Raw genomic sequence first — 24482 nt, 5'->3', positions numbered from 1 at the left:
ACGGCAAGTCATCAGCATTTGGAATGGATGCTAGCAAAAAAGTGAGTGGACCCGGCGCCCAGCCAAACCTAATCTCTCGCCTGCGTCGGGAGGGTCCTGCAGAGACCCGATGGCGCCGGTGGACCGTCTTTGGGCAGTGCTCCACCGTGCCCCAGCCATTCCATATTCGGAGACAAACACCATGCAATTCAAATCACTCGCCCTGGCCGCTGCATTGCTGGCCGCCATGGCCGCACCTGTGTCGGCGCAGATCAAGGACCACGTGTTCAAGGTCGGCATCGGCCTGAACGACGACCACCCCCAGGCGCAGGCCGTCAAGCACTTTGCCGAGCAGCTCTCGGCCAAAAGCGGCGGCAAGCTGGTGGCCAAGTTGTACGCCAGCGGCTCGCTGGGCAACGACGTGAGCATGACCTCGGCCCTGCGCGGCGGCACGCTGGAGATGACGGTGCCCGACAGCTCCACGCTGATGGCGCTGATCAAGCCGTTTGGCGTTCTGAACCTGCCGCTCACCTTCAACAACGAGCAAGAAGCCGACGCGGTGCTCGACGGCCCGTTCGGCCAGAAGCTGCTGGCCAAGCTGCCCGAAAAGGGCCTGGTGGGCCTGGGCTTCTGGGAGAACGGATTCAGGCACGTGACGAACTCGCGCCGCCCCATCACCAAGGCGGAAGACCTGGCAGGCCTGAAGCTGCGCGTGATCCAGAGCCCCCTGTTCCTCGACACCTTCAACGCCCTGGGCGCCAACGCCACGCCCATGCCCTTCACCGAGCTGTACTCGGCCATGGAGCAGGCCGCCGTGGACGGCCAGGAGAACCCGCCCGCCACCATCTTGTCGAGCAAGTTCTATGAGGTGCAAAAGCACCTGGTGCTGTCGCGCCACATGTACAGCGCCTGGGTGCTGCTGATGTCCAAGAAGACCTGGGACGGCCTGTCGGCGCAGGAGCAAAAGATCGTGCAGGACGCCGCGCGCGAAGCCACCCTGTTCGAGCGCAAGACCATCCGCGCGTTCAGCGAGACCGCACTGGGCGAGCTGAAGAAGGCGGGCATGCAGGTGACCGAACTCGCACCCGCCGAGCAGGCCAAGATGCGCGCCAAGCTGCAGCCGGTGCTGACCAAGTACGCCAAGGAATTCGGCGAGGAGACCACTGGCGAGATGAACGCGGAACTGGCCAAGGTGCGGGGCGGCAAGTAGTTTTTCTGCTCCGCCCCACCGTTCTCTGAGGGCTGTCGGAGCGCTGTGCAAGGCTTCGACGGGCTCAGCCCGAACGGGCTGGGTCTGATCGACGCGCCGCGCATGGCTTCGAAGGGCTCAGCCCGAACGGCTTGGTGGTTCGACCTCACACATGCCCCCCCTGGCGCAGCGCCCGTCCCTCCTGCTGACACACCGCGATCCATGACCCAAACACCCCGCCGCCCCTTCCGCTCCCGCGAATGGTTTGCCGACCCCGCACGCTCGGACATGACCGCGCTCTACCTCGAACGTTTCATGAACTACGGGCTCACGCCCGAAGAGCTGCGCTCGGGCCGCCCCATCATCGGCATCGCGCAGACCGGCAGCGACCTGTCGCCCTGCAACCGCATCCATGTGGACCTGGCGCGGCGCGTGCGCGAGGGCATCCGCGACGCCGGGGGCATCCCGATGGAGTTCCCGGTGCACCCCATCTTCGAGAACTGCCGACGCCCCACGGCTGCGCTCGACCGCAACCTGGCCTACCTGGGGCTGGTGGAGATCCTGTACGGCTACCCCATCGACGCGGTGGTGCTGACCACCGGCTGCGACAAGACGACGCCGGCCGGCATCATGGCGGCGTCCACGGTGGACATACCGGCCATCGTTCTGTCGGGCGGCCCCATGCTGGACGGCTGGCACGACGGAGAACTGGTGGGCTCGGGCACCGTGATCTGGCGCAGCCGCCGCCAGCTGGCCGCGGGCGACATCGACGACGAAGAATTTTTGCAGCGCGCCTGCAGCAGCGCGCCGTCGGCCGGCCACTGCAACACCATGGGCACCGCATCGACCATGAACGCGGTCGCTGAGGCGCTGGGCCTGTCGCTGCCGGGCTGCGCCGCCATTCCGGCCCCCTACCGCGAACGCGGGCAGATGGCGTACGTGACCGGGCGGCGCATTGTGCAAATGGCGTACGAGGACCTGCGCCCTTCACGCATCCTCACCCGCGAGAGTTTTCTCAACGCGCTGGCCGTGGTCAGCGTGGCCGGGGGCAGCAGCAACGCGCAAGTGCACATCATGGCCATGGCCCGCCACGCGGGCGTGGACTTGCGCCCCGAGGACTGGACGCAGCATGCCTACGACCTGCCCCTGCTGCTGAACATGCAGCCCGCCGGCAAATACCTGGGCGAGCGGTTCTTCCGCGCAGGCGGTGTGCCCGCGCTGATGTGGGAGCTGCTGCAGGCCGGCCGCCTGCATGCCGATGCCTTGAGCGTGACCGGCAAGGCCCTGGCCCACAACCTGCAGGGCCGCGAGACGCGCGACCGCGAGGTGATCTTCCAGTTCAACGCACCGTTGATGGAAAAAGCCGGCTTCCTGGTGCTGCACGGCAACCTCTTCGACTTCGGCATCCTGAAGACCTCGGTGATCTCCGAAGCCTTCCGCCAGCGCTACCTGAACACGCCAGGCGCAGAGGGCATCTTCGAAGCGCGCGCCGTGGTGTTCGAAGGGGCCGATGACTACCACGCGCGCATCAACGACCCGTCGCTCGGCATCGACGAAGGCTGCATCCTCGTGATGCGCGGCGCGGGTCCCATCGGCTGGCCGGGCTCGGCCGAGGTGGTCAACATGCAGCCGCCCGACGCACTGATCCGACGCGGCATCAACACCCTGCCCACGCTGGGCGACGGACGCCAGTCGGGCACGGCCGACAGTCCGTCGATCCTGAATGTCTCACCCGAAAGCGCGGTGGGCGGCGGCCTCTCCTGGCTGCTCAGCGGCGACACGATTCGCATCGACCTGAACGCCGGCCGCTGCGACGCGCTGGTGGCGCCCGAAGAGATCGAGCGCCGCCGCCGCGAGCTGCCCGCGCCGCCCATCCCCAAAAGCCAGTCGCCGTGGGAGGCGCTGTACCGCGAGAAGACCGGGCAGCTGGTGGATGGGGCGACGCTCGACTTTGCGCTGGACTACCGGCGGATTTCGGAACACACGCCGCGGCACAACCATTGATGGGGTGGGCGATGCGTGGCCCGTGCCCTCCCCCCTCCCCACCGTTCGGGCTGAGCTTGTCGAAGCCTTGCGCAGCGTTTCGACAAGCTCAACGTGAACGGATGGGGTGATGCAGGGATGGCATGCGGGAGAGCACCCAGCACCCGCCCACTGCTGCGAAAACTCTGGGCAGAGAACCAGAACTTCATTTCAAGGACTTCCCATGACCGAAACCTCAGCATCTTCCGTCCTGCAGCGGGCGGCGCAAGCGCCCGCACCGCACGCCCGCATCCTCCCCGAAGACGGCCTGGCCGGCACCCTGGTCGGCCGCGCCTGGGTCCCCGGCGCTGTGCCCGGCCCCGCAGTGATCGCCCTGCGCTCCGACGGCGTGTTCGACCTGAGCCGCCACTACCCCACCATGAGCACGCTGCTCGACACCCCCGCGCCCGCAGAGGCAGCGCGAGCAGCCCCCGGCCAGTACCTGTGCAGCGTGGATGACCTGCTGGCCAACAGCCACACCGGCCAAGCCGGCCAGCATGGCGTGCGCGACGCAGCCCTGCCCTGGCTGCTGGCCCCCTGCGACCTGCAGGTGGTCAAGGCCGCCGGCGTGACCTTTGCGGCCAGCCTGATCGAGCGCGTCATCGAAGAGCAGGCCCGCGGCGACGCGGCCCGTGCCCAGGGCCTGCGCAGCCAGGTGGTGGGGCTCATCGGCGAGAGCCTGGCAGACATCCGCCCCGGCTCCGGGCAGGCGATGGCCCTGAAGGCACTGCTGCAGGACAAAGGTCTGTGGTCGCAGTACCTCGAAGTCGGCATCGGCCCCGACGCCGAGGTCTTCACCAAGGTGCCGGTGCTCGCAGCGGTGGGCACGGGCGAGGAGATCGGCATCCGCGCCGATTCGGCCTGGAACAACCCCGAGCCCGAGGTGGTGCTGGCCGTCAACAGCCGTGGCGCCATCGTGGGCGCCACGCTGGGCAACGACGTGAACCTGCGCGACATCGAGGGCCGCAGCGCGCTGCTGCTGGGCAAGGCCAAGGACAACAACGCCTCGTGCGCCATCGGCCCCTTCATCCGGCTGTTCGACGCAGGCTTCGGGCTGGACCAGGTGCGCACCGAGACCGTGCACCTGCGCGTGGCGGGCACCGACGGCTTCACGCTGCGGGGCATCAACACCATGGCCAGCATCAGCCGCGACCCGGCCGACCTGGTGGCCCAGACGCTGGCCGCGCACCAGTACCCGGACGGCTTCATGCTTTTTTTGGGCACGCTGTTCGCGCCCATCGAAGACCGCGACCAGCCCGGCGGCGGCTTCACCCACAAGCTGGGCGACGTGGTCACGATCCAGAGCGCCTGGCTGGGCGCGCTGCACAACACCGTGACGCACAGCGAGACGGCGCCGCCCTGGCGCTTTGGCCTGCGCGCCTTCATCGCCAACCTGGCCGCGCGCGGGCTGCTGCAGGGCGCGGCGCTCTGAGCCTTTGAAACAACGCGAGACCGGCCGACCCCGCCATCCACGGAGACAACCTCATGCTCAACACTGTCATCGACCGCTACGTCCGGGCCATCAACCTTCTCATCGCGCTGGCGCTGGCCGCCATGGTGGTGCTGGTGTTCGGCAACGTGGTGCTGCGCTACGTATTCAACTCCGGCATCGCCGTCAGCGAGGAGCTGTCGCGCTGGCTCTTCGTGTGGATCACCTTCCTGGGCGCGGTGGCGGCCATCAAGGAGAACGCGCACCTGGGCACCGACATGCTGGTGTCGCGCCTGTCGGTGCGGGGCAAGAAAGCCTGCATGGCGCTGGGCCACGTGCTGATGCTCTACATCACCTGGCTGTTCTTCGACGGCAGCTGGCAGCAGATGAAGATCAACTGGGATGTGGAGGCCCCGGTCACCGGCGCATCGATGGCCATCTTCTATGCCTCGGGCGTGGTGTTCTCGGTGTGCGCCGGCTTCCTGCTGACGCTGCAACTGCTGCGCGTGCTGACCGGCAAGGCGAGCGAGGACGAACTGGTGATGGTCAAGGAGTCCGAAGAGCAGGCCGAGCTCGAAGCCCTGCAGGCCGAGCTGGCGCGCGAAGACGCGGCCGCGCGGGCGCTGGGCCAGACGCCGAAGCAACGCGGCCAATAAGCAAGCACGCCCGCAAGCACGCATGCATGCATGCATGCATGCATTCACAGATGGCACATCAAAAATAACGGAGACAACACATGACCGTGCTGATTTTTCTGGGGGCCCTCATCGGGACCATGGCCCTGGGCATCCCCATCGCCTATGCGCTGCTGGCCGCCGGCGTCGCGCTGATGTGGCAGCTCGACCTGTTCGACGCGCAGATCCTGGCGCAGAACTTCATCAATGGCGCCGACAGCTTTCCGCTGCTGGCCGTGCCCTTCTTCATGCTGGCTGGCGAGATCATGAACGTGGGCGGGCTGTCGCAGCGCATCGTCAACTTCGCGCTGGCGCTGGTGGGGCATGTGAAGGGCGGCCTGGGCTACGTGGTGATCCTGGCCGCCTGCCTGCTGTCGTCGCTGTCAGGATCGGCCGTGGCCGATGCCGCGGCGCTCACCGCGCTGCTGCTGCCGATGATGGTCAAGGCCGGGCACAAGAAGGAGGTGTCGGGCGGGCTGATCGCGGCGTCGGGCGTCATCGGGCCCATCATTCCGCCGAGCATCGGCTTCGTGATCTTCGGCGTGGCGGCCAACGTGTCGATCAGCAAGCTGTTCATCGCGGGCATCGTGCCCGGCATCATGATCGGCGTAGGCCTGGCGGTGACCTGGTGGTGGGTGGGCCGCAAAGAAGTGCTGGCCATGCCGGAGAAGAACACTGCAGCCGAAGTCTGGCGCACCGCGCGGGAGTCGGTGTGGGCGCTGACCTTGCCGGTGTTCATCCTCGTGGGCCTGCGCATGGGCGTGTTCACGCCGACCGAGGCCGCGGTGGTCGCGGCGGTGTATTCGCTGTTCGTGGCCAGCGTGATCTACCGCGAGCTGCCGCTGCGCGCGCTGCTGCCCATCTTCACCACCGCGGCCAAGACCACTGCGGTGGTGATGTTCCTCGTGGCGGCGGCCATGGTGTCGTCGTGGCTCATCACCGTGGCCAACCTGCCTGCGCAGATGGTGGAGCTTTTGAAGCCCTTCATGGGCAACCAGACCTTGCTGCTGATCGCGATCATGGTGCTGGTGATGCTGGTGGGCACGGCCATGGACATGACGCCCACCATCCTCATCCTGACCCCCGTGCTGATGCCCGTGATCAAGGCCGCGGGCATCGACCCGGTGTACTTCGGCGTGCTGTTCATCATCAACAACTCCATCGGCCTGGTCACGCCGCCGGTGGGCACGATCCTGAACGTGGTGGCCGGCGTGGGGCGCATGAAGATGGACGAGGTCACGCGCGGCGTGCTGCCCTTCATGGCGACCGAGTTCGCGGTGATGTTCATCATGGTGATCTTTCCGCAGACGGTGCTGGCGCCGCTGCGCTGGTTCACGGGCTAGTGCTTGGCAATGCCTTTTCCGCCCTCTCTGTCACCCACCGCCGCCACACCATGACACTCCGACTTGCAGGCAAGACCGCCTTTCTCACCGCCGCCGGCCAGGGCATCGGCCGCGCCACGGCAGTCGCCTTTGCGGCCCAGGGCGCGCGGGTGATCGCCACCGACATCAACGCTGCCGCTCTGGCCGCCCTGCAGCGCGACACAGGCTGCGAGACCCGCGTGCTGGACGTGACCCAGGCCCAGGCCGTGCGTGACGCAGCCGCCGCCGTGGGGCCGGTGGACGTGCTGTTCAACGGCGCGGGCTTTGTGCACGCGGGCAGTGTGCTCGACTGCACGGACGACGAGTGGGACTTCGCGTTCGATCTGAACGTGCGCGCGCAATTTCGCACCATCCGGGCTTTCCTGCCCGGCATGCTGGCGCGCGGCGCCGGGTCCATCATCAACGTCGCGTCGGTGGCGGGCAGCATCAAGGGGGCGCCGCGGCGGTTCGTCTACGGCACCACCAAGGCGGCGGTCGTGGGCCTGACCAAGTCGGTGGCCGCCGACTTCGTGGCCCAGGGCATCCGCTGCAATGCCATCTGCCCCGGCACGGTGATGTCGCCGTCGCTGCAGGACCGCATCACCGCGCAGGCCGCGGCCACGGGCCAGAGCCTGACCGCCGTCGAAGCCGGTTTCGTCGAGCGCCAGCCCATGGGCCGCCTGGGCCGGGCCGAGGAGATCGCCGCGCTGGCGGTGTACCTGGCGAGCGACGAGTCATCGTTCACCACGGGCACCGCCCAGGTCATCGACGGCGGCTGGTCCAACTGATTTCATCTACGCTCTGCGTTTTGCGCCACCCATCATCCAACCCCTCCACCACTACGAACCATGAAGCTGCTTCGCCACGGCCCCAAGGGCCAGGAAAAACCCGCCCTGATGCACACCGACGGGACGGTGCGCGACCTGAGCGGCGTGCTGCCCGAGATCAGCCCTGCCACCCTGTCACCCTCTGGCCTGGCCGCGCTGGCCGCCATCGATGCCGCCACACTGCCCGTCGTGCCCCAGGGCCTCCTGGGCGTGCCGTGGACGGGCATGCGCAAGTTCATCGCCATCGGCCTGAACTACGCCGACCACGCGGCCGAAGCCGGCATGGCCATCCCGAAGGAGCCCATCATCTTCACCAAGACGGTGGACTGCGCCGTGGGCTGCAATCACCCGGTGGTGCTGCCGCAGGGCTCGGTCAAATCCGACTGGGAGGTGGAGCTGGGCGTGGTGATCGGCACGCGCGCGCGCTACGTGAGCGAGGCGGATGCACTGCAGCACGTGGCCGGCTATTGCACCATCAACGACATCTCCGAGCGCGAATACCAGCTCGAGCGCGGCGGCACCTGGGACAAGGGCAAGGGCTGCGACACCTTCGGCCCCATCGGCCCCTGGCTGGTGAGCGCCGACGAAGTGGGCGATCCCCAGAATCTGTCGATGTGGCTGGACGTGAACGGCGAGCGCCAGCAGACCGGCAGCACCCGCACGATGATCTTCACGGTGGCGCAGCTGGTGAGCTACCTCAGCCGCTTCATGACGCTGGAGCCCGGCGACCTCATCACCACCGGCACCCCGCCCGGCGTGGGCATGGGCAAGAAGCCCCAGGCGCAGTTCCTCCAGCCCGGCGACGTGATGCGCCTGGGCATCGAGAAGCTGGGCGAGCAGGAGCAGACCGTGTTTGCGTGGGACCCGCAGCTGATCGACGGGTGACGGGTGACGGGTGACGGGTGACGGGTGATGGGTGATGGGCGCCCTGTGCGTCCCGGGCACCTCGCGCGCGGTGGGGGCAATACGGCGTTTACTGACTAAAAAATGCCTCTTCCGCGCACTGGACAAGCGCCTGAAGCTATCAAATCAGTAGCACTCAACGCGTTCATGCGCGCGCCCCGGCTTCGTTCAAAAGGCGAAGCCGTAGCGCAACTGCACGAAATCCTCGCCCGGGTTGGGCTTGCGGATGCCACCGTTGGAGACATGGCGCACGATCAGCATCAGCTCGTGCTGCCTCTGCGCACCGAAGTTGAAACCAATGCCCTGGTGGTCGGTAAAGTTGAAACGCGTGCTGAAGGTCTTGTGCCGTGTGGCGTAGTGCCCGTCGAGCACCGACAGGCCGATGCCCCCTTCCATGAACCACGCCGACCGCCCGCCGTCAAACCGCAGTCGCAGCGTGGGCACCAGCGCCAGCTGGGTCCAATGCCGCCGCTCCGACGCCGCCGTACCAGCGGGCGCGCGCCAATGGGCCACGTGGGCATCCCAGTGGCCCGAGAGTTCGCCCCCCAGGAAGGAGCGGCGCCATTCCCAAGGCAATTGCACCCCCACCGATGCAAGCCCCACATCCCCAGCGGCGCGGGCGCCGTCGATGAAGATGCGGCGCTGCTCCGGCGGAGCATCCTGGGCGCTGGCGGTGGTCGATAGCACGCCGAGTGCCGAGCCCAGGACGCACAAGAGGCTCATGCGGCTCAAGCGGCGCCAAGCGCGCAAGGCTGCAGGCAAGCGGTTGTATATGAGGGATTGCTGCGTATTCAGCGAAGAAAAAGTAGGCACAGAAACAAACTCCGGAAGCGCTGGGTTGCCGGCGGCCTGCGCAAGCCAAACCGCTCGGCACCGACCGCGAGCGGACGCAGCAACGTCCAGTCACGCGGGCGGGCAGCTTCCCGAGTTTTCTTGCAATTTTTTACCGCCTTCAACATATCGTGCCGCTACCGTGAGCACGCTCCCTGTAGGACAAGGCGCTTTTTCCGCCCGACGAGGGGCCGGGACTGAACGGCTGCGCCCCATGAGGCGCGCCACGTGATGTCAATTCGCCTCGATGCGTATCAATGCGCCACCGTGAACCGCTGCTGCACGTGCCGCGACGTTTCCAGCTCGTCGGCAATCGCGACGGCCAGGTCGGTCACGCTGATGCCGCCGGGCGCCTCGCCATTCATCAGGGGCGCCTCGGTGCCCAGGCGGTACTTGCCGGTGCGCTCGCCCGGGGCCAGCAGGATGGGGGGCGACAGGAAGGTCCAGTCCAGCGTGTTCTCGGTGCGGATCCAGTTCAGGGCCTCGCGGGCAGCCAGGGCGCCCTGCTTCCATTCGGCAGGGAACTCCGGCGTGTCCACCAGTTGCACGCCGGGCGCCACGAACAGGCTGCCGGCGCCGCCCACCACGAGCAGGCGCCGCACGCCCGCCTGCTTGGTGCCGTCGATGATGGCGCGGGTGCCCTTGAGGAACTGGTCGTGGATATCGGGCACCGTCCAGCCGGGGTTGTAGGCACTGACCACGGCGTCGTGGCCGGCAGCGGCTTGGGCGATCTGCGCGGCATCCTGGGCGTCGGCGGCGACCACTGTCAGCCGTTCGCGGGCGGTGAGCTTGCCGGGGTTGCGGGCGAGCACGGTCACGCGGTGGCCGCGCTGCAGCAGTTCGTCGAGCACGGCCGAGCCGACAAAGCCGGTGGCACCAATCAGGGCGATGTTCATGGAGGGTTCCTCGGGTCAGAAGTTGGGATGCAGTGAGAATAGGGGCTTGTCAAAGCGTGCGGTAGAGGGCTTCAAATGCCTTGTGCTTGAAGCTGTGCTTCACAATCAACCACTTTTTCACCCCTACGCCTTCTTTCCATGGACGACCTCAAACGCATGGCCGTGTTCGCCGCGGTGGTGCAGCACGGCTCGATGAGCGGTGCCGCGCGCGCGCTGGGCATGAGCACTTCTGCCGTGAGCCAGCAGGTGCGCAAGCTGGAGAGCGACGGCGGCGTGACGCTGCTGCACCGCTCCACGCGCAAGCTGGCGCTCACCGAGGCGGGCCAGCGCTACCACGCCCGCTGCGCCGCCATGTGGGCGGCCGCCGAGCAGGCGCGGGCGGAGCTGGCGGCCTCACGCGATGCCCCCAGCGGCGAACTGCGCCTGTCGGCCACGGTGGGGTTTGCGCGGCACATCGCCCCTGCGCTCGGTGACCTGCTGGCCGCCCACCCGGCCCTGCGCCTGCGTCTGCTGGTGGACGACGCCACCATCGACCTCATCAATGCCCGCATCGACCTGGCGGTGCGCTACGGGCGCCTGGCCGACTCCACCTGGGCGGCGCGACGCCTGGGCAGCATGCAGTGGCGGCTGTGCGCATCGCCCGCCTGGGTGGCCGCACACGGCCGGCCCGAGCACCCCGACGCGCTGCTGTCGCACAGCTGGCTGGGCTTTGCACGCGAGAACGGCGGGCTGCTCGTCGACCTGCGCAGCCCTGCGGGCGAGCCCCGTGCACTGCGGGTGGAGCCGCGCATCGCCAGCAACAACCAGTTGTCGATCCAGCAGATGTGCGAGGCGGGGCTCGGCCTGGCGCTGGTGGGCAGCATGGATTCGCACGAGGCGCTGCAGGCCGGGCGGCTGGTGCTGCTGCTGCCCGACTGGTCCTTCGGCACCATGGATATCTGGGCGGTGACGCCCCAGCGCGATGCACAGCCCGCCAAGGTGCGCCAGGCCATCGCGGCGCTGCAGGCCTACCTGCGGCAGGTGCCGGGGGTGGCGGACTGAAGGGGCTTCGGATGCCGCCAGTCCGCCTACCGCAGGGCAGCGACGGGGCCGCGTGGTCGAAAACTTCTGGCACCCGGTCGGGGCAGTGCGGTACAAAGACAGAGGCCGCGTTGACCCGCACGGCGGCTGCGCGACGTCGTTCAAGAAGGACGACCGGCGCAGGGGTGCCAGCGCCCTTGCATTGGGTAGGGATATGGGGCCCGGTCTGTATCGGCGCCGCGACGGCGGCATGCTGCAGCGCACTATTCGGGTATTGCCTGAAGATTTAGCGCACTGCGCAAGCCGTTCTGCTCCTAGAATTTGTAAAAGCGCGTATCTTTTTTCTGCGCGAAGGATCCATCATGAAAGCAGTGCAGCAGGACATCGACGAGCGGACCAACCTCACCAGCACCAACAAGTTCGAGCTGCTGCTGTTTCGCCTGGGTGTGGACGCCGCCCTGGGCAAATCCGAACTCTTCGGCATCAACGTCTTCAAGATCCGCGAGATCGTGGCCATGCCCAGCATCACCCCGATCGCGGGCACCACGCCCCATTCGCTGGGTGTGGTCAACCTGCGCGGCCAGGTGATCCCGGTGCTGGACATGCCCTCCATCGTGGGTTGCAAGCCCCAGACGGGCCTGAACATCATGCTGGTGACCGAGTACGCCCGCACCACCCAGGCGTTTGCGGTCGAATCCGTGGAAGACATCGTGCGCCTGGACTGGAAGCAGGTGCTGTCGGCCGAAACCAGCGGCGCCAAGGGCAAGCTGGTGACCAGCATCGCCCGCCTGGACGGCAACACCGACGAATCGCGCCTGGCCCAGGTGCTGGACGTCGAGGCCATCCTGCAGATGGTGTCGCCATCCGACGGCCATGAGGTCACTGAAGAGAAGGTGGGCGCCAAGCTCAAGCTCAAGCCCGGCACGATGATCCTTGCGGCCGATGATTCCTTCGTGGCCCGCTCGCTCATCGAGCAGGAACTCAAGGCGCTCAAGGCGCCGTACGAGATGGTCAAGTCCGGCAAGGAAGCCTGGGACCGGCTCAACGCCATCGCCAAGAGCGCCGAGGCCGAGGGCAAGACCGTGCTCGACCGCGTCGCCATGGTGCTGACCGACCTGGAAATGCCGGAGATGGACGGTTTCACGCTCACCCGCAACATCAAGCAGGACGCGCGTTTCCATGGGCTGCCGGTGGTCATCCACTCCTCCCTGTCGGGCTCTGCCAACGAAGACCACGTGCGCAGCGTGGGCGCCGATGGCTACGTCGCCAAGTTCGTGGCGGAAGACCTGGCCGAAACCATCCGGCGCGTGTTGCCCAAGTAAAGATCGGCGTGTGCCGTCCGGCGCACTTTTGCGGCCGGCCGGACTCTCACTTCAGGCGTTTCTAGCAGCCAGCGCTGGCCCAGCAAGCGCTGGCTGCTATGCATTTTGACGATCGCGTCGTCGATACTGTCAACCTGTGGCGAGCGGCAGGGGAAACTGTCCTACCTGCAGGATCGCCGTCCGGTCAACCAAACCCCGCCTCCAAACGCTAAAGTTACAACGCGTGAACACGCAGTCCGCGAATTTGTAACACCCCGCCGGGGTGCTTTTCGGGGGCTTTACGAGCAGGTCGGAACGCCCACGCCCTGCCGGGGGTCTGAACAGTATGAAAAACACATTCGCCCGCATCATTTCCATCGCGGTCCTGGGCGCCGCAGCGACCGGGTGCGCCACTGTCCCGGGCGACCCGTACTACGAGCCCGCCTACCAGCAGCAACCGGGCTACATCTACAACTCGCAGCCCGTCTATTCGAGCCCGCCGCCGGTCTACCCTGCGTACCCCGCTTACTCCGCACCACCCGCGGCCATCTACTACGGCGGGCGCGACCGCGACGACCGCTGGGAGCGTGACCGCAACCGCAGCGACTGGCGTGACCGAGAACGCGACCGTGAGCGCATGGAACGTGAACGCGAACGGGACCGTGCCGAGCGTGAACGCGCAGCCCGCGACCGCCGCGACCAGCAGGCCCGCGATGCCGACCGCCGCCAGCGCGACCGTGACCAGGCGATCCGCGAGCAGGCCGAGCGTGACCGCCGCGCCGCCGAAGATCGCCGCAACCGCGAGTCCCGCCCCGGCCGCATGGCACCCGACAGCTACACGCCAGCCCCTGGTGACTGGCGTGCACGCCAGGGCATCAACAACCCTGACAAGCCTTGATGCGTTGAGCCAGGCGGCGCCATACACAAGCGCCCGCCTGCCAAGGTGCCCCAGTCCTCGCACGGCAGCACCCTGGCTCATGGCTGAGGCAAGGCCGATGCTCCTGGTGGACCATGTCACCTTGGCCGATTCAGAGTGAAAATCTGCACACCCTCTTCGCCTTTTACAGGTCACCGCCATGACGATCCGCCTGCATCACCTTCTGCTGTGCCTGTGCGCGGCCACACTGGGTACTGCAGTTCAGGCCCAGGTCCTGCGGTGTACCGACGCCCGCACCGGCAAGGTGACCTACACCGACGGAGAATGTGCTGGCGGCACGGCAGCGCGTGAGGTCGAAGCGCGCAAGACTCCGCAAGAGTTGCAGCAGGAACGCGAACTGGCGGCCGAAGCGCTGGAGCGCAAGCAGCAGCGCCTGCAGTCCGAAGCTCTTTCTGCTGAAACCGACGCCCGGCGGGCCGCAGAGCGCGACCGTGCGAAGGCAGCGCAGAACGCTGCAGCCGCTCCGCAACCCCAAGACTACGCCCGCTCCGCCGAGTGCGCGCGCTCGCGGCGCAACCTGGACCTGGTGGCATCCGGCTTGTCGCGATCCACCTACGAGCAGGACGTGCGCCTGGAGGCCGCGCAGCGGCAGGTGGACCTGGACTGCCTGGGCCCCCAAGGCTATGCCGAAGTGGAAAAGGCCCGCGCCAACCAGCCCCGCGTGGTGGTGGTGCCCCCACGCTATCCGCCGGTGTACCCTGCACCCCAGGCCCCGCCGCGCCTCACGCAGTGCGGTGACTTCCGGTGCACCGACAACCAGGGCAACAGCTATCCCCGCGCAGGCCCCGGGCGCTTCCCCGGACCGGGCGGCGTGTGCCGCTCGAACGGCGGACAGGCGCCCTGCTGAAGCTGGCCTGAGGGCTACCGCGCCCCGGGCCCACCCCCTCTGCGCCGGACCGGCGGGCGCACTACCCGCGCAGGCCCTCGGCCACCGTCGGGTAGCGCAACACCAGCCCCAGCTCCTGGCGCATGCGCCGGTTGTAAAGCCGGCGCGATTCGCTCATGAAGCTCAGCAGCATCACCGACAGTTGTTCCTGCGCGGCGCTGCGCGCCACGCGCGCCGGGCGCGGCAGGCCGTACAGGTCGGCCGCCAGGTCGAAGTAGTCGCCCATCTTGAGCTCCGTCTGGTCGCTCACGTTGTAGATGCGCTGCGGTCGGCCGCGCCACAGGGCGGCCAGGCAGGCGCGCGCCAGGTCGTCGGCATGGATGTGGTTGGTGAACACGTCGTCCTCGGGCACCAGCACCGGGGTGCCGCGGCGCAGGCGGGCTTCGGGCGTGCCACCTTCGCGGTCGGGGGCGTAGATGCCCGGAATGCGCAGCACGCTGGCCCGCACGCCCGAACGGCCCAGGTGGCGCACTGCCCGCTCGGCATTCACGCGCCGCTGCGCGCGTGGCGTGCCGGGGGCCACGGCCCGGGTCTCCGGCACCAGGGCACCGCCGCAGTCGCCGTACACGCCGGTGGTGGATGCATACACCAGCGATGTGGGCAGGCTGCGCAGGCGCAGTGCGCGGGCCAGGGCCACCGTGCGGGGATCACGCCACCAACCTCGGCCGCCAGCACCTTCACCGGGTGGCGGCGCCAGGTGCAACACCCGCGTGGCAATGCCCGACAGTCGCCGGAGCGTGGCCGGGTCGTCCAGGTTGCCGCGCAGCGGGCGAATGCCCTGGGCGCGCAAGGCCGCGGTGCGCTCGGGGCTCGACGTGAGCGCCAGCACCTGCATGCGCCCCGCGCCGGGGCCGGTGTGCAGTTGGCGCGCCACGCGTTGACCCACGTCACCGCAGCCCACGATCAGCAGGCGCTCGCGGCGAAAACGCGCCGGCAGGGCGCCAAGGGGGTTTTGGTTTGAAGGCAAAATCGGTCCGTTTACTCAGCCGGGTGAATGCGAAGAACACCGGTTTGTGAAGAAGTACGTTCCCAAGGATACCCACAAGATGACCAGCGCCGAGACCGCGAGCCCCAGAGCCTTCCAGATCACCGTCCAGCCCAGCGGCCGCGCTTTCACCGCCAACGCCGGCGAAGCCATCCTGGCCGGCGCCATCCGCAGCGGCGTGGGCCTGCCCTATGGCTGCAAGGACGGCGCCTGCGGCTCGTGCAAGTGCAAGAAGATCAGCGGTGCCGTGCACCATGGCGAACACCAGTCCAAGGCGCTCACGGCCGACGAAGAGGCCGCCGGCCTGGTGCTGACCTGCTGCGCCGAGCCGCTGACCGACGTGGTGCTGGAGTCGCGCCAGGTCACCGACGAGAGCGCCTACCCCATCAAGAAGATGCCGGTGCGCGTGTCCACCCTCACCAAGGCATCTCACGACGTGATGCAGGTGCGCCTGCAGCTGCCCGCGGCCGACACCTTCCGCTACCACGCGGGCCAGTACATTGAATTCATCCTGCGCGACGGCGCGCGCCGTGCGTACTCGATGGCCAACGCGCCGCACACGCAGGCCGAGGCGCCCGGCGTGGAGCTGCACATCCGCCACATGGCGGGCGGCAAGTTCACCGACCACGTGTTCGGCGCGATGAAGGAAAAGGAAATCCTGCGGGTCGAAGGCCCGTTCGGCAGCTTCTTCCTGCGCGAGGACTCCGACCGCCCCATCGTGCTGCTGGCATCGGGCACGGGCTTTGCGCCCATCAAGGCGCTCATCGAGCACATGCAGTTCAAGGCCATCACCCGCCCCACGGTGCTCTACTGGGGCGGGCGCCGTCCGGGCGATTTGTACATGCACGACTGGGTGTTGGCCCGCGCGGCCGAGATGCCGCACCTGACCTATGTGCCCGTGGTGTCGGACGCAGAGCCCGACGACGGCTGGACGGGCCGCACGGGCTTTGTGCACCAGGCCGTGCTCGATGATTTCGCCGACCTCTCGGGCCACCAGGTGTATGCCTGCGGCGCGCCCATCGTGGTCGAGTCTGCGCGCGACAGCTACAGCGCGCACCGCGGCCTGCCGCCCGAAGAGTTCTATGCGGACTCTTTTACGTCCGAAGCCGACAAGCATGGGACGCCCCCCTGAGGCGTTGCGCGCCTTCCCTCCCGAGGGGGGACGCACTCGGTGGACTGGCGCAGCCAGATCCACGGGTGCACTGGCCCGGGCCGTGCCCGTTTCTCGGGCCGGGGATGCTGTCGAGCAACACCGTGGACCATTGAAATGACCAGGCTGCGCCGTGCGCTGCAGGGCGCGGGCTCCACGGTCACGGTTCTGTGCGTGGCCGTGCTGATGGTGCTGGGGGCCGGGGAATGGGCCACGCGCAATGAGCTCGATAGCCAATGGGACAACCTGCGCCGCTCGGCCGAAGTGCAGGCGCTGGCGCTGCGGGGCGTGGCCACGCGTTACAGCTACCTGCCCTTCACCGCCGCGCAGCAGCCGCTGGTGGCGCAGTTGCTGCGCAACCCCAGTTCGCCGCAGGTGCGCGAGGCTGCCAACGCCTATCTGCAGACCGTCAACACCCGCGCGGGCTCCGACACGCTGTACGTGATGGATGCCCAGGGCATGACCCTGGCGTCGAGCAACTGGGACACCCCGAGCAGTTTCGTCGACCAGAACTACGGCAACCGCCCGTATTTTCGCGACGCGCTCCATGGCCTGACGGGCCGCTTCTACGGCGTGGGCAAAACCACCGGCGAACCTGGTCTGTTCGCATCCGCGCCCGTTCAGCAGGCCGACGGCAAGGTGATCGGCGTGGTGGCCGTCAAGGTGCGCATGCAGCCCATCGTGGACACCTGGTCGCAGCTGCGGGACCCGGTGTTCGTGGCCGACGAGCGTGGCATCGTGTTCCTCGGGTCGGTGGCGCCCTGGCTCTATAAGACCACTCGGCCGTTGCCGCACGACGCGGTGCGGCAGGTGCAGCACGACGAGCAGTACGGCGCGCAATGGTCGCCAGAGCCGGTGCCCTGGAAGCTGGAGCTGCCTGCCGACCAGCCCGGCGGGCAACTGCGCGTGCCGGACACTGGCAAGGACTACTTGGCCTACGAGGAGCCCCTGCCCGACCTGGGCTGGTCGCTGACCATCACGGCCGACAGCAAGGTGGTGGCTGCGGCCCGCCAGCAGGCCTGGGCGCTGGCCAGCCTGGCGTCGGGCCTGCTGGTGCTGGGCGCGCTCTACTGGCAACTGCGCGAGCGGCGTTTGGCCGAGAATCGCCAGGCGCGCATCGAGCTGGAGCAGCGGGTGCACGAACGCACCCACGCGCTGCAGCAAGCCCAGGCGTTCCGCCAGTCGATGGAAGACTCGCTGCTGGTGGGCATGCGGGCACGCGACCTGGAAGGCCGCATCGTCTATGTGAACGCCGCCATGTGCGACATGGTGGGCTACACGGCCGCCGAGCTCATCGGCCAACGGCCGCCCTACCCCTACTGGCACCCCGACGACCTGGACCGCCACTGGAACGACGTGGACACGGTGCAGGCCGGCAAGGCATCGCCCCAGGGCCGCGAGAACCGGCTGCGGCACCGCAACGGCTCGGACGTGCACACCATGTTCTACACCACGCGGCTCATCGACGGCAGCGGCCACCATATCGGCTGGATGAGCTCGGTGGTGGACATCACCGCGCAAAAGCGGGCCGAAGAACAGCAGCAGCAGCGCGAAGCCCAACTGCAGCGCGTGCAGCGCGTGATCACCGTGGGCGAGATGGCGTCCACCCTGGCGCACGAGCTCAACCAGCCGCTGGCGGCCCTGGTCAACTACGCGGCCGCCGCCAAGTCGCTCGCAGCACAGGGCAAGGCCGAGCTGCTGAACGATACCCTGGCCGCCCTCTCGGCCCAGGCACTGCGCGCGGCCGACATCGTGGGCCGCATCCGCCGCTGGGTGCGGCAGCACCCCGAGGCGCGCGAGCCCTGCGACCTGAACGCCGCGGTGGACCAGTCCCTGGCCCTGCTGCTGCGCGCCGAGGCCCGCCGGCACGGCGTGGCCGTGCGGCTGGACCTGGCCCACGGGCCGGTGCAGGTGAGCGCCGACCGCGTGCTGCTGGAACAGGTGGTGCTGAACCTGGGCCTGAACGCACTGCAGGCCATGCAGTCGCATGCCGCGCCGCGTGCGGGGCACGAGTTGCTGCTGCGCACCACCACCGAAACGGGCCGCGCGTCCCTGCAGGTGCTGGACCGCGGGCCGGGCCTGGCGCCTGAAATCGCCGACCGCCTGTTCGAACCCTTCTTCACCACCCGCTCCGACGGCCTGGGGCTGGGCCTGAACATCTGCCGCTCCATCGTCGAGAGCATGGGGGGCGAGCTGCTGGCCCGCAACCGCGAGGGCGGCGGCGCAGTCTTCGAGATCCGGCTTCCCCTGCACACCGCGCTCCTGCCCAACGAATCGCCATGATCGACCACCACGTCACCACCACTACCACCACGGCAACCCCCGAAGCACCGGCATTCCATGTCTACATCGTGGACGACGACGAAGGCGTGCGCCATTCGCTCGCCGCGCTGCTGCTGGCCGGGGGCCATGTGGCCGAGCCTTTCGAGAGCGGGGCCGACTTTCTGGCCCGCGCCGACCTGTCGCGCCCGGGCTGCGTGCTGCTGGACCTGCGCATGGACGGCATGAGCGGGCTGCAGGTCTTTGACGCCATGCGCCAGCGGGGCACCGTGCTCAAGACGGTGTTCCTGTCCGCGCACGGCGAACTGGCCTCGGCCGTGGCCGCCGTCAAGCAAGGTGCCGTGGACTGGCTGGAAAAGCCCTGCGACGAAGCCACCCTGCTGGCGGCAGTGCACCGCGCCGCGACCCTGTCAGAGGAAGTGGCTGCCCACACGCAGCGGCACGCGTTGCTGCTGGAGCGGTGGAACGCCCTGAGCCCCCGCCAGCAGGAGGTGGCGCGCCTGCTGGCCACCGGCATCAGCAGCAAGGAGGCCGCCCGCGCCATGGCCCAGCGCGACCCGGAGCGCCCCATCGACCCACGCACCGTGGACACGCACCGCTCGGCCATCTTTCTCAAGCTGGACATCCGCTCGTCGCACGAATTGGGCATGCTGGTCGAGGACCTGGGGCTCTCCAGGACCCCGTCCTGACCCCAAAGAACGCCCCACCCGAAGGTTTTCGTAAGCCTTCTTACGATTTTTTTGCACAATGGCATCCATGAACCGCAGAAACATCCTCATCGCCAGCGCCGCCCTCACCGCGGCTTTCTCCTCCCACGTCGCGCTCGCGCAGGACTCGGGCCAGCCCATCCGGCTGATCGTGCCCTACGCAGCGGGCGGCCCCATCGACGTGACGGCCCGTGCGCTGGCCGAGCGCGTGCGCGACTCGCTGGGCACCGTGATCATCGACAACAAAGGCGGCGCGGGCGGCAACATCGGTGCCGACGCCATCGCCAAGGCCGCGCCGGACGGCCTGACCATCGGCATCTCCGCCACCGCCACGCACGCCGTCAACCCCTGGCTGTACACCAAGATGCCGTACGACGCCGCCAAGGACTTTGCGGGCATCACGCAGATGGTGCGCGTGCCCAACGTGCTGGTCATCAACGCCGCCAAGGCCGAGCAGCTCAAGATCCACACCGTGGCCGACCTGATCGCCTACGCCAAGGCCAACCCGGCCAAGCTCAACTACGGCAGCGGCGGCAACGGCAGCGCGGGCCACCTGGCGGGCGAGATGTTCAAGCAGCGCGCCGGCATCTTCGCGCTGCACATCCCCTACCGCGGTGCCAACCCCGCACAGCTGGCCCTGCTGGGCGGCGAGGTGGACTTCAACATCGACAACCTGGCCGCCGCCGCGCCCAACATCCGCGCGGGCAAGCTCAAGGCCCTGGCCGTGACCTCGCTGGACGCCTCGCCCTCGCTGCCTGGAGTGCCGCCGCTGTCTGCCACCTTCAAGGGCTTCTCCATCGACACCTGGTGGGGCCTGGTGGCGCCTGCAGCCACGCCCAAGCCCATCATCGACAAGCTGAACAAGGCTTTCGTGGCGGCCCTGAACACGCCCGAAACCAAGACCCGCTTCGCCGCGCTGCTGGCCGAGCCGGTGAGCACCACGCCAGCGCAGTTCGACAGCTTCATGGCCGCGGAGCGCGCCAAGTACCAGCAGGTCGTGAAGGCGTCGGGCGCCAAGGTGGATTGACCGCGCCGGGCGCGTGGCGCCCTGGCTGTCTCAGGAAATGAAACGGCCGTCTCGGGTGAGCATCGAAATGTCGGTGAACGATGTCCCGAGGCGCTTGCCGCCGCGGTAGTCCAGCTTGTAGTCGCCATAGGCCAGCGGGGCCTCCTGCAAGGCATCGGCCACCGCGGCCGCGGTGGCCGCCCCTTTGGTTCTACCCAGGGCGTCAGCAAAGGCGCGGCCCAGCAAAAACCCCTGGTAGGTCATGTAATTCTTGGGCGCCGCCGACGCAGCGATGGCGGTGTCGTAGTCGCGCGCCAGCGGGCTGAGGGTGGAAAACGGGTTCGGCACCACCTGCGACACGATCAGCCCCGACGCACTGCTGCGCACCGAATCCACGAGCCCGGGCGTCGCGCCCTGCGACAACAGGTAGATCGAACCGGGAAACACATGGGCCTGGTGCAGTCGTTCGAGCAGGACTTTCACGCCCGCGCCCGCATACACCATCACCAGAAAACTCGCCCGAGAATCCAGGAAGGCTTTGAGCACCGCGTCGGCATTGGAGCCATCGGGCGCCGCAGCGATCGAGCCTTTGAATTCGAGCTTGTTGTCCTGCGCTGACAGGCGCGCACTGTCGACCCACGAAGCGCCTGCGGGCACGTCGGTGTGCACCACGAACACGCTCTTGTGCGAGATGGTGGCGCCATGCCGCACCATGTTCCTGACCTCGTCGCCGTAGCTGGCGCACGAGAAGAATGTGAACTCCTGCTTGATTTTGCGCACGCTGTCGTCGCCGGTCAGCGCAAAGAGCGGCACCCGCTTTTCCTCGCAGTACGGCATCACGGCCTTGGCCACGCCCGTGCCGGCCACGCCGATGATCGCGGCCACCTTTTCCTGCTCCACCAACCGCTTGGCATTGGTCAGGGCGGCCGGGCCGTCGAGCTTGTCGTCGAGCGTGATCAGCTCGATCTGCCGCGCCGGACGGCCTCGGTTGGCATGATCGAACGCGGCCTTGATGCCCTGGGTGTACATGCCACCCATCTCGCCGAAGTTGCCCGACAGTGCGACCGTCTGGCCGATGCGGACGACCTCTGCAGCTCTCACGTTCCGGCCGATCACGGACAGCGGAGCCAGTAATGTGGATTGAACCAATGCGCGGCGACCGAGTGACATGGTGCGGTGACCTCCTGTGCTGATGGGAAACTGCCAGGCAATGACAGAAAATCAGTATGCAGCACTCGGAATAATCAGAAAAATGATTCGCCAGCCCAGGGGCCATACGATTTTCCGCACTGAACCAGCGGGTCCATTCACTCTATGCAACGCATGCTTCTGGGCGTTTCACCCCATTAATTCCGACCCCGACGGAGTGCAATATTCCGAACAAAAATACCGTCGAAAAATTAATAACAACAGAAAATCACTGGCGCTTATTGAAATGCAGCATTTAATGCACCACCGAAAGCAATCCCGCAGTGCCCCGGCGCTGACATTCGAATATGCGTGCAGTGCGGGGCAGTGCGGAGCAGTGATCAGGCGACAGGCAGAACGGGCCCTTCGTGCACCGCATCCATGGGATGAAAAACGCCTCTGCCGCTTTTCCATCGGGCGCAATCAGCTATCAAATCAATAGCAAATCAATAGCAAATCATTCCATCACGAATGCACTACGCCGTGCGGCGAAACTGCCGCCGGTAGGCCGAGGGCGCTATGCCCACGCCCGCCGAGAAGTGCTGCCGCAGCGAGACGGCCGAGCCGAAGCCGGCCTCGGCGGCCACGGCCTCGATGGACTGGTCGCTGCCCTCCAGCAGGCGCTGCGCGAGGGCGATGCGCTGGTTCTGCAGCCACTGGCCCACGGTGGTGCCGGTGGACTGCCGAAAACGCCGGGTGAAGGTGCGCGGGCTCATCACCGCGCGCTCGGCCAGGGATTCGAGCGTGTGGGTGTGGTGCAGGTGCTCGCCCAGCCACTGCAGCAGCGGCGCCAGCCGGTCGCCACGCACCGACGGCGCCACCGGCTGCTGGATGTACTGCGCCTGCCCGCCCTGGCGGTGCGGGGCGACCACCATGCGGCGCGCGGCGCGGTTGGCCACCTCGGCGCCGTGCTGCTGGCACAGCAGATGCAGGCAGCAGTCGATGCCCGCAGCCGTGCCGGCCGAGGTGAGCACCAGGCCATCCTCCACGTACAGCACCTCCGGGCGCGGCAGCACGCGGGGGTAGCGCCGCGCAAACTCCTGCGCCAGCGCCCAGTGCGTGGTGGCGGCACGGCCGTCGAGCAGCCCCGCCTCGGCCAGCACAAAGGCGCCCAGGCACAGCCCCACGATGCGCGCACCGCGGCGGTGTGCCGCCTGCAGCGCCGCCAGCAAAGCAGGTGGCGCCGGCGCCAGGTCATCGCGCCAGGACGGCACCACGATGATCTGCGCGCGCCGCAGTGCCGCCAGGCCATGGTCCACGTGGATGCCAAAACCCGCCGAGGTGCGCAGCGGCCCGCGCTCCACGCCACACACCACCAGCCGGTAGCGGTGCGCGCCCTCGGCCGTGCGGTCCTCCCCAAACACCAGGCAGGGCACCGACAGGTGAAACGGGCTGATGCCGTCGAAGGCCACGACGGCCACGGTGTCCGGGGCGGGCGACGAAGCGGGCAGCGGGGAAGACGCAGCAGAGGCAGGCATGATGGCCCGATTCTATCGATGCATGTCAATCCAGCCACTTTTGGTGGACAGCCCAAGCGCGAACAATCACCTCGTTCCCGAACGGCAATCCCAGACTTTTCTCCATCCACCCAGGACCGTGACCATGACCTCTGCCACCACCGCCCCCCGCCGCGCCTTGATCGTCATCGACGTGCAAAACGAGTATTTCGCGGGCGGCAACCTGCCCATCGAATACCCGCCCGTTGCCGACACCCTGCCCAACATCGCCCGCGCCATGGACGCCGCCCACGCCGCCGGCGTGCCGGTGGTGGTGGTGCAGCACACGGCGCCGACCGGTGCGCCCGTGTTCGACAAGGCCACCGACCGTTGGCAACTGCACCCCGAAGTGGCCCGCCGCCACGCCGACCACCGCATCGAAAAGAGCATGGCCAGCGCCTTCACGAACACCGGCTTGGCCGAGTGGCTGGCCGAGCGCGGCATCGACACCCTCACGGTGGTGGGCTACATGACGCACAACTGCGACGCCAGCACGATCTACGAAGCCTCGCACCGCGGGCTGTCGGTGGAGTTCCTGGCCGATGCGACGGGCGCCCTGCCCTACGCCAATGCCGCGGGCCGCGCGAGCGCTGAAGAGATCCACCGGGTGTTCAGCGTGGTGTTCCACAGCAACTTTGCCGCAGCCGTGTCCACGGCCGACTGGATGGCCGCGGTGCAGGCGGGCACGGCGCTGGCCAAGGACAACGTGTTTGCGTCCAACCAACGCGCGCGGCAGGGTTGAACCCCTGAGTCGCCGGCGCCGCCCGCCCCAGGGCGACACCACCTGCGGTTTGCCGGCTGCTCTCGGCAGAGCCGATCAGCGCGACCAGTGGGCGGCTACAGCCCTTCGCACCACGCGGCCGACAGCCGCTCGATGCGCTGATCCTGCACCGCCGCCAGCCACTCAGGGTGGACTTGGCGGGGCGCGATCTCGGCCAGGGGCAGAAGCACGAACGCGCGTTCCTGCAGGCGCGGGTGCGGCACGGTCAGGGTGGGCGTGTCGATCGCCTGTTCGCCAAAAAACAGGATGTCCAGGTCCAGCGTGCGGGGTGCGTTGCGGTAGGGGCGCTCGCGGCCGGCGGCCGCCTCGATGGCCTGCAGCGCGCTCAGCAAGGCGTGGGGGGCCAGGGCAGTGCGCACGGCGACCACCGCGTTGTGATAGTCCGGGCCCGTGGCGTCCACCGGCGCGCTGCGGTACAGCGACGATGCGCGCAGCACCTGCGTGCCTGGCAAGGCATGGATGGCACGGGCGGCTGCGCCCAGGGCGGCGGCGGCATCGCCCAGGTTGGCACCCAGGCCGATATAGGCCGTGGAAGCGGATTGGTCGTCAGGCCGCAGCGCAGGCGCTGCGCCGCTCTGCGGTGCCGGGGTCATCGGGGTCTGCGCCGTGGGTTGTCTTGTGGCTGCCGCACCCA

At 68.0% G+C, this 24482-nt stretch carries 22 protein-coding genes; 16 read left to right on the top strand and 6 right to left on the bottom strand.

The genetic code is table 11. From position 1 onward, the window contains the following. The first annotated feature begins 181 nt into the window (after positions 1-181). The 7 genes from ASG27_RS24420 (at position 182) to ASG27_RS24390 (ending at position 8366) form a co-directional block, all read left to right on the top strand. On the top strand, positions 182-1189 hold the full coding sequence (locus ASG27_RS24420) for a TRAP transporter substrate-binding protein (protein ID WP_056412860.1): 1008 nt from the start codon (positions 182-184) through the stop codon (positions 1187-1189). Positions 1190-1390: 201 nt separating this feature from the next. After that, positions 1391-3172 carry an IlvD/Edd family dehydratase gene (locus ASG27_RS24415; RefSeq protein WP_056412857.1) on the top strand — a complete coding sequence of 594 codons (1782 nt, stop codon included), beginning with the start codon at positions 1391-1393 and terminating at the stop codon, positions 3170-3172. A 202-nt stretch (positions 3173-3374) separates the two neighbouring features. Then, positions 3375-4622: a fumarylacetoacetate hydrolase family protein gene (locus tag ASG27_RS24410; protein WP_082485757.1), complete on the top strand. Its 1248-nt coding sequence runs from the start codon at positions 3375-3377 to the stop codon at positions 4620-4622. 53 nt (positions 4623-4675) lie between these two features. Further along, positions 4676-5275 (top strand): TRAP transporter small permease, encoded by a 600-nt coding sequence (locus ASG27_RS24405; protein WP_056412854.1) that lies wholly within the window; start codon positions 4676-4678, stop codon positions 5273-5275. 80 nt (positions 5276-5355) lie between these two features. Beyond that, complete coding sequence (locus ASG27_RS24400; RefSeq protein WP_056412852.1) at positions 5356-6636, top strand: TRAP transporter large permease subunit; 1281 nt, start codon at positions 5356-5358, stop codon at positions 6634-6636. A gap of 50 nt (positions 6637-6686) precedes the next feature. Beyond that, positions 6687-7442, top strand: coding sequence for an SDR family oxidoreductase (locus tag ASG27_RS24395; protein ID WP_056412849.1), 756 nt, complete (start codon positions 6687-6689; stop codon positions 7440-7442). Positions 7443-7502: 60 nt separating this feature from the next. After that, the gene (locus ASG27_RS24390) at positions 7503-8366 is read left to right on the top strand and encodes a fumarylacetoacetate hydrolase family protein (protein ID WP_056412845.1); all 864 of its coding nucleotides are present in this window, start codon (positions 7503-7505) and stop codon (positions 8364-8366) included. Positions 8367-8552: 186 nt separating this feature from the next. Here ASG27_RS24390 and ASG27_RS24385 read toward each other — a convergent pair whose 3' ends face one another. Beyond that, complete coding sequence (locus tag ASG27_RS24385; RefSeq protein WP_056412842.1) at positions 8553-9107, bottom strand: acyloxyacyl hydrolase; 555 nt, start codon at positions 9105-9107, stop codon at positions 8553-8555. Positions 9108-9469: 362 nt separating this feature from the next. Continuing rightward, complete coding sequence (locus ASG27_RS24380; RefSeq protein ID WP_056412840.1) at positions 9470-10111, bottom strand: NAD(P)-dependent oxidoreductase; 642 nt, start codon at positions 10109-10111, stop codon at positions 9470-9472. Positions 10112-10249: 138 nt separating this feature from the next. Here ASG27_RS24380 and ASG27_RS24375 point away from each other — a divergent pair, with 138 nt between their 5' ends. From ASG27_RS24375 to ASG27_RS24360, 4 genes are all read left to right on the top strand, one after another. After that, entirely contained in the window at positions 10250-11152 is a 903-nt protein-coding gene (locus tag ASG27_RS24375; RefSeq protein ID WP_056412837.1) for a LysR family transcriptional regulator, read from the top strand. Positions 11153-11493: 341 nt separating this feature from the next. After that, on the top strand, positions 11494-12453 hold the full coding sequence (locus tag ASG27_RS24370; protein ID WP_056165232.1) for a chemotaxis protein: 960 nt from the start codon (positions 11494-11496) through the stop codon (positions 12451-12453). Positions 12454-12778: 325 nt separating this feature from the next. Continuing rightward, entirely contained in the window at positions 12779-13330 is a 552-nt protein-coding gene (locus ASG27_RS24365) for a hypothetical protein (protein ID WP_056412835.1), read from the top strand. Between the two features lie 178 nt (positions 13331-13508). Next, positions 13509-14216: a DUF4124 domain-containing protein gene (locus ASG27_RS24360; RefSeq protein ID WP_056412832.1), complete on the top strand. Its 708-nt coding sequence runs from the start codon at positions 13509-13511 to the stop codon at positions 14214-14216. A gap of 61 nt (positions 14217-14277) precedes the next feature. Here ASG27_RS24360 and ASG27_RS24355 read toward each other — a convergent pair whose 3' ends face one another. Further along, positions 14278-15222: an SDR family oxidoreductase gene (locus ASG27_RS24355; RefSeq protein WP_056412830.1), complete on the bottom strand. Its 945-nt coding sequence runs from the start codon at positions 15220-15222 to the stop codon at positions 14278-14280. A 79-nt stretch (positions 15223-15301) separates the two neighbouring features. On the opposite strand from ASG27_RS24355, the gene ASG27_RS24350 reads away from it, so the two are divergent. From ASG27_RS24350 to ASG27_RS24335, 4 genes are all read left to right on the top strand, one after another. After that, entirely contained in the window at positions 15302-16372 is a 1071-nt protein-coding gene (locus tag ASG27_RS24350) for a CDP-6-deoxy-delta-3,4-glucoseen reductase (protein WP_056413117.1), read from the top strand. Positions 16373-16507: 135 nt separating this feature from the next. After that, on the top strand, positions 16508-18673 hold the full coding sequence (locus ASG27_RS24345) for a PAS domain S-box protein (RefSeq protein WP_056412826.1): 2166 nt from the start codon (positions 16508-16510) through the stop codon (positions 18671-18673). Continuing rightward, the gene (locus ASG27_RS24340) at positions 18670-19359 is read left to right on the top strand and encodes a response regulator transcription factor (protein ID WP_056412823.1); all 690 of its coding nucleotides are present in this window, start codon (positions 18670-18672) and stop codon (positions 19357-19359) included. Before ASG27_RS24345 ends, ASG27_RS24340 begins: the two co-directional genes overlap by 4 nt. Positions 19360-19426: 67 nt before the next feature. Continuing rightward, positions 19427-20404 (top strand): Bug family tripartite tricarboxylate transporter substrate binding protein, encoded by a 978-nt coding sequence (locus ASG27_RS24335; RefSeq protein WP_056413112.1) that lies wholly within the window; start codon positions 19427-19429, stop codon positions 20402-20404. A 30-nt stretch (positions 20405-20434) separates the two neighbouring features. On the opposite strand, the gene ASG27_RS24330 is transcribed toward ASG27_RS24335, so the two are convergent. Both ASG27_RS24330 and ASG27_RS24325 read right to left on the bottom strand, forming a co-directional pair. Next, on the bottom strand, positions 20435-21553 hold the full coding sequence (locus ASG27_RS24330) for an ABC transporter substrate-binding protein (RefSeq protein WP_082485756.1): 1119 nt from the start codon (positions 21551-21553) through the stop codon (positions 20435-20437). Positions 21554-22047: 494 nt separating this feature from the next. Then, entirely contained in the window at positions 22048-23049 is a 1002-nt protein-coding gene (locus tag ASG27_RS24325) for a GlxA family transcriptional regulator (RefSeq protein ID WP_056412818.1), read from the bottom strand. 124 nt (positions 23050-23173) lie between these two features. Here ASG27_RS24325 and ASG27_RS24320 point away from each other — a divergent pair, with 124 nt between their 5' ends. Next, positions 23174-23809 carry a cysteine hydrolase family protein gene (locus ASG27_RS24320; protein ID WP_056412815.1) on the top strand — a complete coding sequence of 212 codons (636 nt, stop codon included), beginning with the start codon at positions 23174-23176 and terminating at the stop codon, positions 23807-23809. A gap of 95 nt (positions 23810-23904) precedes the next feature. Here the strand turns inward: ASG27_RS24320 and folK are convergent, their stop codons facing one another. After that, positions 23905-24441 (bottom strand): 2-amino-4-hydroxy-6-hydroxymethyldihydropteridine diphosphokinase, encoded by a 537-nt coding sequence (gene folK, locus ASG27_RS24315; protein WP_056412809.1) that lies wholly within the window; start codon positions 24439-24441, stop codon positions 23905-23907. Positions 24442-24482 lie beyond the last annotated feature (41 nt).

Source organism: Acidovorax sp. Leaf191, from assembly GCF_001424425.1.
GTDB lineage: Bacteria > Pseudomonadota > Gammaproteobacteria > Burkholderiales > Burkholderiaceae_C > Acidovorax.
The sequence above is the reverse complement of the archived record's forward strand: the minus strand, read 5'-3'. Positions and strand labels throughout refer to the sequence as shown.

Coding starts and splice junctions, on each gene's coding strand:
- ASG27_RS24375 (WP_056412837.1), top strand. CDS start 10,250: ATGGACGACCTCAAACGCATGGCCGTGTTCGCCGCGGTGGTGCAGCAC.
- ASG27_RS24420 (WP_056412860.1), top strand. CDS start 182: ATGCAATTCAAATCACTCGCCCTGGCCGCTGCATTGCTGGCCGCCATG.
- ASG27_RS24395 (WP_056412849.1), top strand. CDS start 6,687: ATGACACTCCGACTTGCAGGCAAGACCGCCTTTCTCACCGCCGCCGGC.
- ASG27_RS24340 (WP_056412823.1), top strand. CDS start 18,670: ATGATCGACCACCACGTCACCACCACTACCACCACGGCAACCCCCGAA.
- ASG27_RS24350 (WP_056413117.1), top strand. CDS start 15,302: ATGACCAGCGCCGAGACCGCGAGCCCCAGAGCCTTCCAGATCACCGTC.
- ASG27_RS24325 (WP_056412818.1), bottom strand. CDS start 23,049: ATGCCTGCCTCTGCTGCGTCTTCCCCGCTGCCCGCTTCGTCGCCCGCC.
- ASG27_RS24330 (WP_082485756.1), bottom strand. CDS start 21,553: ATGTCACTCGGTCGCCGCGCATTGGTTCAATCCACATTACTGGCTCCG.
- ASG27_RS24415 (WP_056412857.1), top strand. CDS start 1,391: ATGACCCAAACACCCCGCCGCCCCTTCCGCTCCCGCGAATGGTTTGCC.
- ASG27_RS24380 (WP_056412840.1), bottom strand. CDS start 10,111: ATGAACATCGCCCTGATTGGTGCCACCGGCTTTGTCGGCTCGGCCGTG.
- folK (WP_056412809.1), bottom strand. CDS start 24,441: ATGACCCCGGCACCGCAGAGCGGCGCAGCGCCTGCGCTGCGGCCTGAC.
- ASG27_RS24360 (WP_056412832.1), top strand. CDS start 13,509: ATGACGATCCGCCTGCATCACCTTCTGCTGTGCCTGTGCGCGGCCACA.
- ASG27_RS24345 (WP_056412826.1), top strand. CDS start 16,508: ATGACCAGGCTGCGCCGTGCGCTGCAGGGCGCGGGCTCCACGGTCACG.
- ASG27_RS24335 (WP_056413112.1), top strand. CDS start 19,427: ATGAACCGCAGAAACATCCTCATCGCCAGCGCCGCCCTCACCGCGGCT.
- ASG27_RS24390 (WP_056412845.1), top strand. CDS start 7,503: ATGAAGCTGCTTCGCCACGGCCCCAAGGGCCAGGAAAAACCCGCCCTG.
- ASG27_RS24385 (WP_056412842.1), bottom strand. CDS start 9,107: ATGAGCCTCTTGTGCGTCCTGGGCTCGGCACTCGGCGTGCTATCGACC.
- ASG27_RS24370 (WP_056165232.1), top strand. CDS start 11,494: ATGAAAGCAGTGCAGCAGGACATCGACGAGCGGACCAACCTCACCAGC.
- ASG27_RS24365 (WP_056412835.1), top strand. CDS start 12,779: ATGAAAAACACATTCGCCCGCATCATTTCCATCGCGGTCCTGGGCGCC.
- ASG27_RS24410 (WP_082485757.1), top strand. CDS start 3,375: ATGACCGAAACCTCAGCATCTTCCGTCCTGCAGCGGGCGGCGCAAGCG.
- ASG27_RS24405 (WP_056412854.1), top strand. CDS start 4,676: ATGCTCAACACTGTCATCGACCGCTACGTCCGGGCCATCAACCTTCTC.
- ASG27_RS24320 (WP_056412815.1), top strand. CDS start 23,174: ATGACCTCTGCCACCACCGCCCCCCGCCGCGCCTTGATCGTCATCGAC.
- ASG27_RS24400 (WP_056412852.1), top strand. CDS start 5,356: ATGACCGTGCTGATTTTTCTGGGGGCCCTCATCGGGACCATGGCCCTG.